The 14095-nt window shown below is 41.3% G+C and carries 11 protein-coding genes; 10 read left to right on the forward strand and 1 reads right to left on the reverse strand.

Going from position 1 to position 14095, the window contains the following annotated elements; translation table 11 throughout:
• Nucleotides 1–143 precede the first annotated feature (143 nt).
• Nucleotides 144–2852, forward strand: coding sequence for a UPF0182 family membrane protein (locus ACQ76V_RS03060; protein ID WP_440998995.1), 2709 nt, complete (start codon nucleotides 144–146; stop codon nucleotides 2850–2852).
• Between the two features lie 48 nt (nucleotides 2853–2900).
• Here the strand turns inward: ACQ76V_RS03060 and ACQ76V_RS03065 are convergent, their stop codons facing one another.
• Nucleotides 2901–5372, reverse strand: a complete 2472-nt coding sequence (locus tag ACQ76V_RS03065; protein WP_440998996.1) for a PAS domain S-box protein — start codon at nucleotides 5370–5372, stop codon at nucleotides 2901–2903.
• Nucleotides 5373–5569: 197 nt separating this feature from the next.
• Between ACQ76V_RS03065 and thrS the strand changes: the two genes are divergently transcribed.
• From thrS to ACQ76V_RS03110, 9 genes are all read left to right on the forward strand, one after another.
• On the forward strand, nucleotides 5570–7516 hold the full coding sequence (thrS, locus tag ACQ76V_RS03070) for a threonine--tRNA ligase (RefSeq protein ID WP_440998997.1): 1947 nt from the start codon (nucleotides 5570–5572) through the stop codon (nucleotides 7514–7516).
• Between the two features lie 44 nt (nucleotides 7517–7560).
• Nucleotides 7561–8121, forward strand: coding sequence for a translation initiation factor IF-3 (gene infC, locus ACQ76V_RS03075; protein ID WP_440999027.1), 561 nt, complete (start codon nucleotides 7561–7563; stop codon nucleotides 8119–8121).
• A gap of 227 nt (nucleotides 8122–8348) precedes the next feature.
• Nucleotides 8349–8546 (forward strand): 50S ribosomal protein L35, encoded by a 198-nt coding sequence (rpmI, locus tag ACQ76V_RS03080; protein ID WP_440998998.1) that lies wholly within the window; start codon nucleotides 8349–8351, stop codon nucleotides 8544–8546.
• A gap of 34 nt (nucleotides 8547–8580) precedes the next feature.
• Nucleotides 8581–8928: a 50S ribosomal protein L20 gene (gene rplT, locus ACQ76V_RS03085; protein WP_095606598.1), complete on the forward strand. Its 348-nt coding sequence runs from the start codon at nucleotides 8581–8583 to the stop codon at nucleotides 8926–8928.
• A gap of 191 nt (nucleotides 8929–9119) precedes the next feature.
• The gene (pheS, locus tag ACQ76V_RS03090; protein WP_440998999.1) at nucleotides 9120–10130 is read left to right on the forward strand and encodes a phenylalanine--tRNA ligase subunit alpha; all 1011 of its coding nucleotides are present in this window, start codon (nucleotides 9120–9122) and stop codon (nucleotides 10128–10130) included.
• An 85-nt stretch (nucleotides 10131–10215) separates the two neighbouring features.
• Nucleotides 10216–12624: a phenylalanine--tRNA ligase subunit beta gene (gene pheT / locus ACQ76V_RS03095; RefSeq protein WP_440999000.1), complete on the forward strand. Its 2409-nt coding sequence runs from the start codon at nucleotides 10216–10218 to the stop codon at nucleotides 12622–12624.
• Between the two features lie 9 nt (nucleotides 12625–12633).
• Nucleotides 12634–12891 (forward strand): hypothetical protein, encoded by a 258-nt coding sequence (locus tag ACQ76V_RS03100; RefSeq protein ID WP_440999001.1) that lies wholly within the window; start codon nucleotides 12634–12636, stop codon nucleotides 12889–12891.
• Nucleotides 12888–13181 (forward strand): cell division protein ZapA, encoded by a 294-nt coding sequence (locus ACQ76V_RS03105; RefSeq protein WP_440999002.1) that lies wholly within the window; start codon nucleotides 12888–12890, stop codon nucleotides 13179–13181. The genes ACQ76V_RS03100 and ACQ76V_RS03105 overlap by 4 nt, the downstream gene beginning before the upstream one ends.
• A gap of 88 nt (nucleotides 13182–13269) precedes the next feature.
• Complete coding sequence (locus ACQ76V_RS03110) at nucleotides 13270–14091, forward strand: TIGR00282 family metallophosphoesterase (protein WP_440999003.1); 822 nt, start codon at nucleotides 13270–13272, stop codon at nucleotides 14089–14091.
• The last annotated feature ends 4 nt before the right edge of the window (nucleotides 14092–14095 follow it).

The raw sequence follows: 14095 nt of genomic DNA on the forward strand, positions 1-14095 counted from the left end.
TTTGCCTGTATCAGTATAAAAGTAGCAGGTCAATTATCAATAATATTAACTGCTCAAATTCTTATTTGTACAAAATGGTTGGTATTTTATAACTGATAAAATAAACGGTGGCCAATCAAACCATAGAGATTAGAAAATATAATATGAAGAAGTCATTAGGATCATCAAAGCTGTTTCGGATTGCACTCCCTCTCCTACTCATTGTCATACTTATTGGAGTATTTTCGGATTGGATTATAGAATGGATGTGGTTGGATAATCTGGGCTATGATCAGGTTTTTTGGACTATCAAAATAACTCAGGCCCTGCTACTCATTTCTGCATTAGTCATGGCCATGTTGTACGTCTTACCCAACATGAGCAAGCTGGGTAAAAAGTTTAGTACTATGCACTTTGGTCAGTCTCCGTTGGCCCAACTCAAACTGCATGAAATTGAACCCCGGAAAATTAAAACCGTTTTTTATGGGGCCGGAGCGGCAATAAGTGTTTTCTTTTCGCTGGCATTCTTTATGCGCTGGGATACCTATTTCCGTTTCCACTGGAGTGAAATGTTTGGGCAAGTTGACCCCATCTTTGGTCATGATATTGGTTTTTATGTATTCCGCCTGCCCTTCCTTGAACTCATCCAAAACAGTTTAACCTCACTGGTCTTTTTCATCACCGTGGGGACTATCATCCTATATATATATTCAGGGGCTTTATCATTACAATCTATCCGTAACTTAAGCGCCTCTAACGACGTCAAAAAGCATATTTTTATCAACTTAGGCATCTGGTTTTTGCTTCTCTCCTGGGGATATTATCTGGAACGCTATAATCTGCTTTATAACTCAACCGGAGCAGTATATGGGGCCAGCTACGTAGATATTAATGTTAAACTACCGGTAATTTGGCTTCTTTGTGGACTAACATTCCTGATGGGATTATTATCTTTCTTTCAACTCTATAAAGATCGATTAAAATGGATTCTCTATGCTGCCGCGGGTACCATTTTAATCGGTGTGGTCGGCAATGGATTATTACCCGGCATGATCCAACAATTTGTTGTACAACCCAGTGAGCTACAGCTCGAAGAACCATATATCGAGAACAGTATAGAACAGACCCGAAAGGCCTATGCCCTCGACAAAATGAAGACCCAGCCCTATAGCGCACAACCATCCAAAGAGATGGGTTGGCCTACTATTGAACGGAATGAGGAGACTATTGAAAATATTCGGCTGTGGGATCCCCGGCTATTGATACAAACCTACCGACAGCTGCAGGAAATAAGGCTATATTACCAGTTTTATAACGTTGATGTGGACCGCTACCATACCGATGAAGGCTATCTCCAAATGATGGTAGCGGCGCGTGAACTTTCAGAGGAAATGCCTGAAGGGTCTGATACCTGGGTGAATCGAAGATTGCAATATACCCACGGCTACGGCTTGGTGATGAGCCCCGTAGCCCAAGAAGGTTCTCAAGGTGACCCGCGTCTGACTATCAAGGATATCCCACCGGTCAGTGAATTGGGGCTCAATGTGGACCAGCCGGCCCTCTATTATGGAGAACACAACAACGATTATAAAATCGTCAATACCAATGTTCGGGAACTCGATTATCCCAGCGGTGATCAGAATGTCTACACCAACTACCAGGGAAGTAGCGGAGTGCCTATAGGAAATATTTTTACGCGTCTGCTCTTTGCGTGGAACTTTGGGGATATAAACATCCTGCTAACCGACTACATTAAAGACGACAGTAAAATTATTTTCTGGAAGAGGATACAAGATCGTGTCCGAAATATCGCTCCATTCCTGAGGATGGAAGATGATCCTTATTTGGTTTTGGATGAGGGCAAGTTGTACTGGATACAGGATGCCTACACAACATCTGCTAATTTTCCATATTCCGAACCCTTTAACACCTCCTTTAACTATATTCGCAATTCCGTTAAAGTCGTGGTTGACGCTTATAATGGCTCGGTAGACTTTTATGTCTCGAACGAAAATGATCCTATTATTGACATGTATAAGGATATCTTTCCGGATATGTTTCAACCAATTGATGATATGCCGGGCACCCTAAAACAGCACGTTCGATATCCGATCTACTACTTTAAAACCCAATTGGATAAATACAATAAGTATCACATGACCGATCCGCAGGTATTTTACAATAATGAAGACCTGTGGACTCGACCTAATGAAAAGTACGGGGGACAATCCATTAAAATGGAACCCTATTACGTGTTGACTAAACTTCCAGACCAGAATGAGCTTCAATACCTGCTCATTAGCCCTTTGACACCAAACAATCGTGATAATATGATTGGATGGATGGCGGCAAACTCTGATTATCCCAATTATGGAGAGGTATCCGTTTATCAACTACCCAAAGACCGACTTATCTTAGGTCCGGCGCAAATTGAGGCACGCATTGATCAGGATACTGAAATATCAAGGCAGCTGGCCCTTTGGGATCAGCGTGGATCACGCGTTATTCGCGGTAATTTGATGGTTATTCCAATCGAAGATTCCTTCATCTATGTAGAACCTGTATTTCTGATTGCCGAAGGAGTTGACATCCCGCAGCTACAGCGTGTTATAGCAACCACGGGCGAAAAAATTGCCATGCAACCAACGCTATGGGAGTCGATTGAAGCACTCTACGGCAAACGTGATGAACGCATTGCAACTGCCGAAATAGATACGACCACTGCACTACCAGAACAACCTGCAAGTACTGTAAATCAAGATTATTCTCAATTACAAGGGCTCTGGGATGAAGCACAACAAGCGCTTCAAAGTGGCAATTGGGAAGAGTTTGGACGTAAGATGAAAGAAATTGATAATCTAATTAATCAATAGTATAAGACTCAGCCCGCCGGATTTAAAAGTCCGGCGGATTGTTTGCGATTAATCTTCCAAGGTAAACTGCAACGCAAATTTAGTACCCGGATTTTCGTTGCTGAATTCCGCTTCAGCATCTAATTGTTTGGAAAGCGTACGAATTAACTTGATCCCAAGTGACTTCGGTTTCTCAAGATTAATATCATCTGGAATTCCTATACCATCGTCAACAATTGATAGATAGATTTCATCCCCTCTCCTATTTAAATTGATGTCTATATTCCCTTTCTCTTTTTCGGGATACGCATGCTTGTAAGCATTGGTAATGATTTCGTTTAAAATGAGTCCGCATGGTATCGCCTGATTAACGGTGAGGCTCACTGAATCAACATTAATGGAAACGTCTATGTCGGTTTGTGATGTACCCATCGAAGCCAATATCACCTCAGTCAACTCCTCCAGGTATTGTTCAAAACAGATCTCCGATAAGTTTTTATTTTGATAAAGTTTTTCGTGAATCAACGCAATAGAATTTACCCGCATCTGACTAATTTCAAGTACATCCGTAGCTTCCTCCGAGCTGGTATTAAACGCTTGCAGCTCGAGTAACCCTGTAATAACGGCTAAATTGTTTTTTACACGGTGATGGATCTCTGCTAAAAGTACTTCCTTCTCCTTCAGAGAATTTTTAACCTTTTCCTCAGCCTGTTTTCGTTCGCTTATATCTACATAGATCCCAAAAATAGCCACTGTTTTCTCATTTACCGTTACCGGAACACCATAAATAAGCACATCAACGTAGCTTCCATCTTTGCATAACCGTTTGCCGGAATGAAAAGCCGTTTTTCCTTCAAAAATGGTGTTTGAAACCTCAAGGGCCTCTTTTTTCTCGTGCTCGGGAACAATAAGCTTATCAATATTGATGCCTTTTATTTCTTCGGTATCATAGCCAAACGTTTCACTAAAAGCTTCATTTACCTGCCGTATCTCCTGCCGTTTATCCAGTAGTGCTATTGAAATAGGAGAATTTTGAAACAGTTGACGAAACATCTCTTCGTTTTTCCGCAGTTCTTCTTCTGCCTTATAGCGTTCACTTATATCTCGAGCAATGGTTATCACAGCATCTTCTCCAAAATAACTGCCATTGCTAATAACAATCTCTTGTGGAAACACTTCGCCGTTTTTACGCTTGCCCCACCACTCAAAACTTTGTGTTTCCCCATTAATAGCTTTCTGTATATGTGCTTTCATCTTATCCATATCAACTTTGCCGGGAGCAGCCAGTGCCCGAGGATTTTTACCGATAAAATAAGATTGATTATATCCATACATCTCTACGGCTCCCCAATTAACCTCAAGAAAACGCCCCCTGCTATCTTGGATATAAACAGCATCACTTATGGAATCAAACAAATTTTGGAACGTCTCTACACTCGAGCGATACTTCCGGAATACCTCTTTATCCTTGGTGATATCAACCAATGTGCCTACAATAGCGGGTTTACCTTGGTACAAGGTCTTAGAACCATATAAGCTTACATCTATAATACGCCCACCTTTGGTTACGCCTTTTATTTCATACTCTTCTTCGGCTTCAGGATTTCCATTGAGGCGATCCTTCATATTGGCGATGATCAGAGCCCGATCATCGGGATGGGCAAGTTCCTGGGGCTTGAACTCTTCAATTATTTCTTGTTGATCATACCCAAAGATCTGGGCAAATCTCGGATTCACATATTTAAACTGGCCATTCTGGATGAGAAAAATTCCAACCAGGGATTTTTCGGAAAGCGTCCGGAATAAATTTTGAGATTCTTTACGCTTACTGATGTTAGTAACCAGTGAATGCACCGAATGGATATTATCATTCTCATCATAAATCAACGAGTTATACCATTCACAACTAATAGTATCACCACTTTTAGTAACCGCTTTACCTTCTACCGAATAATGAATTTTGTGATTATTGACGGCGTTACTAAGGTTTGCCTTTGCCTGCTCAATTTCATCTTCAACAATTATTTTGTCCAAAAAATTATCCCAGCCAATTACCTCATCTTCCCGCCAACCAAAAAGTTCTTCAGCCTGTTCAGACCAGTTTTTAATCCTCTTATCGGCATCCCACTCTATCCTTGCCAATGGGAAATTTGACTCATGCGTAACAAATTTTGGAAATTGGATACGTCGCTTCTCATTCTTTTTAACCAATTCACTTACATCGTGGGCAATTGCTATCTTGGCCGGCTTCCCTTTATGGTAAAACGTATGATAGGTAAACTGAACGTAAAGCGTCTCCCCAGTTTTGGTTTCTTGTATCCATATTTTGTCAATGCTATTGTTGTCCTCCGACACTCCTTCAATTAGTTCAACTCTCTTTCTTTTTTCACCAAAATCATACACACTCATCGAAAGAAATTCTTCACGAGAATATCCATAACAATCTATCGCCGCTCTATTGACATCCAAAATTTTTAGTGACTCGTGATCAAGAATAAATATGGGTTGATCATCAAAAAATGAGGAGAAATCGCCTTCCATTATCTTATGTTTATTCTTTTAACAGTGCCATCTGTAAATATTATCGGCGATAACCTATAATTCTATAACAATAAATAAAACCTTTACTTTAGATTGGTTATTTAACCTAAAATGAGCCTGTGCCTGTTTAGTAATTTTTATATCTTTAGAAGCTTAAATAAAAGTACTAATTCCTTCTAAACGCATATTTTCTCTTAATGGCTGAACAGATTACCATTACATTCCCAGATGGAAGCGAAAAACAGTTTCCCAAAGGTACCACCGGACGCGAAGTTGCTGAGTCGATTTCAAAAGGATTAGCACGTGAAGCGCTCAGCATTACTCTGGACGATGATATCATGGATTTAGATCGTTCCATTCATCGCGACGGCACAATTACCATCAACACCTGGGATAGCGAAGATGGCAAATATACATTTTGGCACTCCTCGGCACATGTTTTGGCTGAAGCTATTCAGGAATTATATCCCAATGCCAAATTTGCCATTGGCCCGCCCGTAGAAAATGGGTTTTATTATGACATCGACTTTGGAGATCAAACCGTTGGTCAGGATGACCTTGAGGAGATCGAAAATAAGATGATTGAGCTTGCACGTAAGAAAAATGAGTTCGAGCGCAAGCCGATTTCTAAAGAAGAAGCACTCAATTTTTACAAAGACGTAGACAATAAATATAAAATTGAGCTGATCGAGGATCTTGAAGACGGTGACATTACTTTTTATGAACAAGGTAATTTTACTGACTTGTGCCGCGGTCCGCATATCCCGGATACGAGTCGCATTAAAGCGGTAAAGTTGACAAGCTTGGCCGGTGCTTATTGGCGCGGCGATGAAAACAACGAGCAACTCACTCGTATTTATGGAATTTCGTTTCCTAAGCAGAAACTCCTTAACCAGTACATCGAACAGGTTGAAGAAGCCAAAAAACGTGATCATAAAAAGCTGGGTAAAGAGCTCGGCATTTATATGATCGATTCTATGATTGGACAAGGGTTACCGGTATGGTTACCCAATGGCACTGTTTTGCGCCGTACCCTCGAAGCTTTTTTGCGCGAAGAACAGAAGAAACGTGGATATCAAGAAGTTATTACTCCACACATCGGAAACCTTGAGCTATACCGAACTTCCGGACATTTCCCTTATTATAGGGAGTCACAGTACAATCCTATTAAAATGGGAGAAGATGGAGAAGGCTACCTGCTAAAGCCGATGAACTGTCCGCATCATCACCGTATCTACTCGAACGAGCTACGCAGTTATCGTGATCTTCCACTACGACTGGCCGAGTTTGGAAGCGTCTACCGCTACGAACAATCCGGTGAACTAAATGGACTCTCACGTGTCCGTGGATTTACCCAGGATGATGCGCACATTTATTGTACGCACGACCAACTTAAAGACGAAATTATCAACGTCATTGAATTAACGGAACTTGTATTCGGCACCTTTGAAATGCCGGTAGATATTCGTCTCTCTTACCGCGATGATAATGAAGAGAAATATGGCGGTGCTTCGGAATTCTGGGATCGAGCCGAGCGCGAAATTAAGGAAGTTGCTGATGAAATGGATCTTGACTACAAGATTGCCCGTGGAGAAGCCAGTTTTTACGGACCCAAAATTGATTTCATTATCCGCGATGCTATTGGAAGAAAATGGCAATTGGGCACCATACAAGTAGATTATGTAATGCCAGAACGATTTGATTTGACCTACGTAGGCTCTGATAATAACAAACATCGTCCGGTGATTATACACCGTGCACCGTTTGGATCCATGGAACGCTTTACCAGTATTTTGATTGAACATTTCGCCGGAGATTTTCCTGTTTGGCTGGCTCCAAAACAAGTACAAATCATTCCCGTTTCGGATGACTTCAATGGCTATGCATTTAAATGTGCATCTAAGTTAAAAGAGGAAGATATTCGGGTAGAAGTAGATACGCGAAGTGAACCTATCGGCGGAAAAATCCGTGATGCTGAAACGAGCAAGATCCCATATATGTTAATAGTTGGTGGTGATGAGGAATCCGATGGTACAGTATCCGTTCGCCGCCACAAAGAAGGTGATATTGGAACTTTTGATTTTTCTGAATTTCTTTCTAATCTCACTACTGAGATTGACAATAAAGAAGTACCTAAACACTAATTTTTAGAATCAATTAATTTTAATAAAACAACAAGAGGTAACTTATCGCAAGAACAAGAAGAAGACGACCACGTGGCAACGATGATCGTCCAAATGCCAATGAAGAAATCCGTGCCTCTAAAGTACGGGTTGTACATCCCGAAGATGTTGAAAAAGAACACGAGGTTGTACCCATTGATCGTGCCTTGGAAATTGCAGAATCATATGGGTTGGATCTTGTAGAAGTAGCACCCAATGCCAACCCCCCGGTATGTAAGGTATTGGATTTCGGGAAATACATGTACAAAAAGAAAAAGAAGGAAAAGGAAGCTAAAAAGAAACAGCATACGGTTCAGGTTAAAGAGCTTCGTTTCCGACCCAATACCGATGATCATGACCTTAATTTTAAAACACGCCATGCCCGTGAATTCCTTGAAGGCGGAGATAAAGTAAAAGCTACGGTCCAATTCCGCGGTCGTGATATGCTCTATACCGAAAAGGGCGAAGAATTGCTCCATAACTTGGCCGAAGAATTGGATGATGTTAGCGAAATTGAATCTAAACCAAATATGGAAGGTCGCCGAATGATTATGATGCTGGCTCCTACCGGTAAGGGCGGTTCATAGGTAGTAGTTATACTTCATCTACCTATGGTATAAGTGCTATATATTTTATTTTTGCACTACCCTGTTCAAGAACATTTTCAACAGGGTTTTTAATCTAAAGCAGTTTTTTAGATATGCATTATATGCAGATTGTTATATAAATAACTTTGAATTAAGAGTTTAATCTGTACCCTTAATTGCTTATCTTCCAAGCCATAATTCCAAGAAATTCAAAAAGGTATTTCGTTATGCCAAAAATGAAATCACATAGTGGGGCCAAAAAGCGCTTTAAAAAAACCGGCTCTGGTAAATTTATGCGCAAGAAAGCCGGAAAGGCTCATATCCTCACCAAGAAAACAAGTAGAAAGAAGCGTAAACTCGGCAAAGCTACAAAGGTTGATAAGACCCAGCAGAAAGATGTCGAGCAAATGCTTCCATATAGCTAATTCATTAAATATTAACTCTTAAACATTAGACCAAATGCCACGATCAAGAAATAAGGTGGCTTCCCGTCGCCGTCGCCGCAAAATTTTAAAACAGGCGAAAGGTTACTGGGGCAAGCGAAAAAATGTTTACAAGTTTGCGAAAAATACGATCGAAAAAGGGATGCTGTATCAGTATCGTGATCGTAAAGTCCGCAAACGTGAATTCAGAAAACTCTGGATTACACGCATTAATGCTGCTGCCCGTCAAAACGGTACTACCTACTCGCGACTGATGGGAGCCTTAGGACAAAAAGATATTCAGATCAATCGCAAGGTCTTGGCTGATCTTGCCGTCAATGATCCGGAGACATTTACCGCTATTGTTGAAGAAGCACAAAGTTAATAGCGTATAATGATTTTAAAAACCGGTCCCCTCGTATTTTCGGGAGGATCGGTTTTTTTATTTCCATTGAAGGGTTCCTCCGAATTAAATAGATTCCACTTATTATTACGCAATACGTCGTACGCCTTATTCCGCGTAAAGCGTATTGCGTATTTCATATATAGCTGAAATCATTTTCGATACTTATTCTCATGCTCGACGATATAAAAAAATTAAAACAAGAAGTAACTGATTACAGCATAACTAATAAGGACGAACTTGAGGCCTTCCGCCTTGAGTTTTTGTCCCGAAATGGTAAAGTGCAATCGATGTTTTCTCGGATGAGCGAAGTGCCCAATGAAAAAAAAGCCGAAGTAGGCCGGGCAATGAATGAGGTAAAAAATCTTGCCCAGAAAACATTTGAGGAAGCTGAAAAACGATTGGAGCGCAAAGAAGCTGCCGATCTGGATGCTACAGATGATATCACGCTACCAGCCCCGCCCTATGCCTCTGGTTCTTTCCACCCGCTCACCCAAACACTTGAGGAGATGAAAAACATCTTCTATCGCCTTGGATTTTCTATTGCCCACGGACCAGAAATTGAAGACGACTTTCACAACTTTACGGCGCTGAACTTCCCCCCCAACCATCCGGCACGCGACGAACAGGATACCTTCTTCATCCAAAAAAATAAAAACAACGAAGATTTGGTGTTAAGAACTCACACTTCTCCTGTTCAAATTCGTCTGATGCAAGAACAAGAACCACCTATCCGGGCAATCATGCCGGGGCGCGTCTATCGTAATGAAGCGGTATCACCAAAATCATACTTTCTGTTTCATCAAGTGGAAGCACTGTATATTGATACTGATGTAAGCATTGCAGAACTCAAAGAAACACTCATCAGCTTTGCAAAACTGATGTTTGGGACAGATGTAAAATATCGTCTTCGTCCGGGCTATTTTCCATTTACAGAACCCAGCTTGGAAATGGATATCTGGTGGCAAACAAATGATCCCAATGACGACGGTAAGTGGCTCGAAATTCTGGGGTCCGGTATGGTCGACCCTAACGTGCTCGAAGCCGTAGATATTGATCCAGAAGGATATACCGGCTTTGCCTGGGGAATGGGCGTTGAGCGTATTGCCTTGTTGCGTCACCAGATCGACGATATCCGTATCTTCTATAACAATGATGTCCGATTCTTAGAACAATTTCATTAATAAAATTCCACATTGTCATCTCGACCATAGTAGATTTTTTTAACTCTCGATCGATATGACATCTTCTTAAAATAGTTTTAAGTACATGAAGATTTCTTACAACTGGCTCAAAGAATTTATTGATCTTGATTTATCCCCTCAAGAAACGGCCGAAAAGCTTACTCTTATTGGATTAGAAGTCGAAGAAGTGACTTCCTATGGAAGTAAACTTGAAGGAGTTGTTGTCGGTGAGGTTTTGGAAGTCAGCGACCATCCCAATGCCGATCGACTTCGTATTTGCCAAGTCAATATTGGCTCTGAAAAGAATCAAATAATTTGTGGCGCTGATAATGTGGCTGCAGGACAAAAAGTGCCTGTAGCTACTGTTGGCACTACCCTGCCGGTTAAAACAGAGAACGGTGAACCGTTTACCATCCGTAAAGCCAAGCTTCGTGGAGAAAAGTCCAACGGAATGATTTGTGCTGAAGATGAACTCGGACTGGGCGATGATCACAGCGGTATCATGGTGTTAGATCAAGCGCTCATACCGGGCACCCCCCTGCATGAAGCAATAGATTTATATCAGGATTTTGTTATAGAGATCGAAATTACGCCTAATCGTCCCGATGCTACTTGTCATCTGGGCGTTGCACGGGATTTAGCAGCTGCCCTGAACTTGGATCTAAACAAATCCTTTTCGACTGATTTCGACGAGACCAAGCCACTGGACGAAATTGAGATTGAGATTGAAGCCCCGGAGAAATGTCACCGATATGTAGGCAAGCTTGTCAAAGACGTTACTATTCAAGAATCACCCAATTGGCTGCAGAATCGCCTTAAGGCCATTGAAGTGCGCCCGGTTAACAACGTAGTTGACATCACAAATTACGTGATGTTTGAACTCGGACAGCCTCTCCACGGTTTTGATGCCGATACTATTAAAGGGGATAAAATTATTATTAAAGATTTTGATGAACAGATCGAATTTGAAACACTGGACCATGTAAAACGAACCTGCTCCCCGGGGACGCTTTTTATTTGTGACGCAGAAGAACCCGTTGCCATTGCTGGTGTGATGGGTGGTGTGGATTCCGAAGTAAGTAAAAACACCACCAACGTGCTAATTGAAAGCGCTTATTTTGACCCCTCTACGATCCGAAAAACAGCCAAAGAACAAGTGCTTCAATCTGATGCCTCCTATCGATTTGAACGTGGTATTGATCCTCGGCTACAGCGTATTGCTGCAGAACGTGCGGCAGAACTTATGGCCGATATCGCCGGGGGCACCATTGTTGATGCCTGCACGGACAAACATCCTGTAAAAACGGACACTAAAGAACTAACACTACGAAAATCCTACGTCAACCGTCTGTTAGGCACTGACTTTAGTACAGACAAGATTGAAGAAATATTACATGGATTAGAGTTTACACTGCTCGAAAAAGATGATGATACGCTTACCTATTCCATTCCTACCTTCCGTCCCGACTTGCAGCGCGAAGTAGATCTCATTGAAGAGGTAGGGCGCTTATTTGACTATAATAACATCCCTACCCCAAAACATGGCAAGTTCACTTCACCGGAACCACTCACTGACTGGGAACAGCTGTTGAGCAAGGCCAAGGAAACAGCTAAAGGCATGCAGTTCAGAGAAATATACTCTAACTCACTGATGCCGGAAGAAGATGCCGAGCTACTTGGCGATCTGGACAATATGATTCACACGCTTAATCCGATATCAACGGATATGACGACCCTCCGTCCTTCCCTTTTATATGGATTTCTCAGCTCAGTGGCTTATAATTTCAATCGGAAAGTAAGACAGGTTCAGTTTTTTGAAGTGGGCAATGTTTTTGAAAAAGCTGATCAAGGAACCTATCATCCGAACATAAAAGAACAAACAAATATCCTGTTTGGACTTGCGGGTTTTAAAACTATTGAACACTGGAAAACGGATCCCAAACATTTCGAGGTTTTTGATCTGAAAGCTCCTGTAGAAAACTTTCTAAAACAACTTGATATTTATAGTGTACTCAACCAGGAAGCGGACGAAGAAAACAGGTTGTTTTACACTTTTAAAGACGAAGAAGTAGGCCGAATCTTTGAAATCCCAGTAGAGCTAAGAGACCATTATGATATTGAACTTCCGGCATTCGCGGCTGAATTCTCACTAACAAGTATTCACAAAGTACGTCAACAGGTTGGCACACAAAAGTACGAACCGGTATCAAAGTTTCCTGCTTTTGACTTTGATTTTGGAGTTGTAGTGGATTCCCATATTAAAGCAGGTGATCTTTTAAGAACGATCGAAGAAACGGCGGGCGACTCATTACAGGAACTGGATGTTTTCGATGTTTTTGAGGGAGAATCACTCGGAGAAAACAAAAAAAGCATCGCCTTTAGACTTTCTTTCCTTGATAAAGAAAAGACATTGACTATCAAGGATGTAGAACCTATAATTAATAAAGTTCTAAAGGTGCTTGAAAACCAGTATTCAGCAAAACTTCGACAATAATTTCGGATTGTGTTATCAAACGAAAGCCCATATCAGGAGCAGTTCCACAAGTTACTCGATGAGATTCGTGAAGAGATTCACTCTCTGAATGATGAAATTAAGGAACTCAAAAAAGAGAACAGTGATCTGCGTTCAAAGTTGAAAGAGATACAGGATGGACAAACCGATATCTATTCTGCTATTTCGGAATCAGAGCGGCTTTCCCTTCGTCACCAGGTGTTGGGCTTAATATCAAAAATTGATAACCATCTGGAGGACAACCAATGAAATCCATAAAAATTACCATACTTGGCAAGCAGTATCCGCTTAAAGTTGAGGAGTCTGAAGAAGAGGCCATGAAACGCATTGCCGGATATGTTGACGATAAATTTCGTCAATATAATAAAGAGCTCAATAAGCAGCCCGATACCACTATTATGACCCTTGCTGCCCTTAGTATTGCCGAGGAACTGTTTGAAGAACGAAAGCGCAATCGGGAACTTAATCAACAAGAGGATAAAACCTTAAAAAACGTCAATGAATCTCTTGAAAAATTCATTGAAGAGATACGCCAGTAGTATCTCAATTCAATTCTGATAAGGCTATTATTTTCCTTACTTTTACAGCTTCATTTTAGAAGCTATTTTCGTTTTAATCATCAGCAGCATGTCTAAAGATCTGATAAATATACTTTTTGTGGGTGACATTGTAGGTGAACCTGGGTTAAGTCTCCTCGAAACTATCTTGCCGGGATTCATTGACAAATACGATGCCGATTTTGTGATTGCTAATGGAGAAAACTCACATGAAGGAAAAGGTATTAACCGATCCATTATCAAACGTCTTTATGACCTGGGCGTCCATGTTATTACGGGTGGAAATCACTCATTTGCTAAGTGGAAGGTTTTTGATTACATGAAGGAAGATGGAAACATCTTGCGTCCCATGAACTATCCCAAAGGTAACCCCGGCTATGGATTTGGCGTTTATGATATCCCCAATTCCGATGAAAAGATTGGAGTACTCAACCTGCAGGGACGTACTTTCATGCAAGCTATAGACGACCCCTTTAATACTGCCGATTGGGTAATTGAGCGCATGAAAGAAGAAACCGATCTTGTTTTTTTAGACTTTCATGCTGAAGCTACGGCAGAAAAGCTGGCCCTTGCATGGCATCTCGATGGTGAAATCTCGGTAATGGTAGGTACGCATACTCACATCCCCACGAATGATGCTCGTATTTTTCCTCAAGGAACGGGTTACATTAGTGATGTAGGAATGACCGGCTCCTTTGATTCGGTCTTGGGGATGGATAAAAATACTTCAATGAAACGCTTTAAATTGGGTACGCCCCACCGCTACCGGTTGGCCAACGGAAACAACCACATGTGCGGTATTCTGGCTAAAGTAAATACCGATTCTGCAAAATGTGAACATATTGAGCCTATTATCTATCCGGGATTTAACAGAAGTAACCTTGACGACTAATATT

Source organism: Fodinibius sp. SL11 (assembly GCF_052060035.1).
Classification (GTDB): domain Bacteria; phylum Bacteroidota; class Rhodothermia; order Balneolales; family Balneolaceae; genus Fodinibius.

What these genes read in the sequence shown, in the direction of transcription:
- pheS (WP_440998999.1), top strand. Translation starts at nt 9,120, where the DNA reads ATGCTCGACGATATAAAAAAATTAAAACAAGAAGTAACTGATTACAGC.
- ACQ76V_RS03060 (WP_440998995.1), top strand. Translation starts at nt 144, where the DNA reads ATGAAGAAGTCATTAGGATCATCAAAGCTGTTTCGGATTGCACTCCCT.
- rplT (WP_095606598.1), top strand. Translation starts at nt 8,581, where the DNA reads ATGCCACGATCAAGAAATAAGGTGGCTTCCCGTCGCCGTCGCCGCAAA.
- ACQ76V_RS03105 (WP_440999002.1), top strand. Translation starts at nt 12,888, where the DNA reads ATGAAATCCATAAAAATTACCATACTTGGCAAGCAGTATCCGCTTAAA.
- rpmI (WP_440998998.1), top strand. Translation starts at nt 8,349, where the DNA reads ATGCCAAAAATGAAATCACATAGTGGGGCCAAAAAGCGCTTTAAAAAA.
- ACQ76V_RS03065 (WP_440998996.1), bottom strand. Translation starts at nt 5,372, where the DNA reads ATGGAAGGCGATTTCTCCTCATTTTTTGATGATCAACCCATATTTATT.
- thrS (WP_440998997.1), top strand. Translation starts at nt 5,570, where the DNA reads ATGGCTGAACAGATTACCATTACATTCCCAGATGGAAGCGAAAAACAG.
- ACQ76V_RS03110 (WP_440999003.1), top strand. Translation starts at nt 13,270, where the DNA reads ATGTCTAAAGATCTGATAAATATACTTTTTGTGGGTGACATTGTAGGT.
- pheT (WP_440999000.1), top strand. Translation starts at nt 10,216, where the DNA reads ATGAAGATTTCTTACAACTGGCTCAAAGAATTTATTGATCTTGATTTA.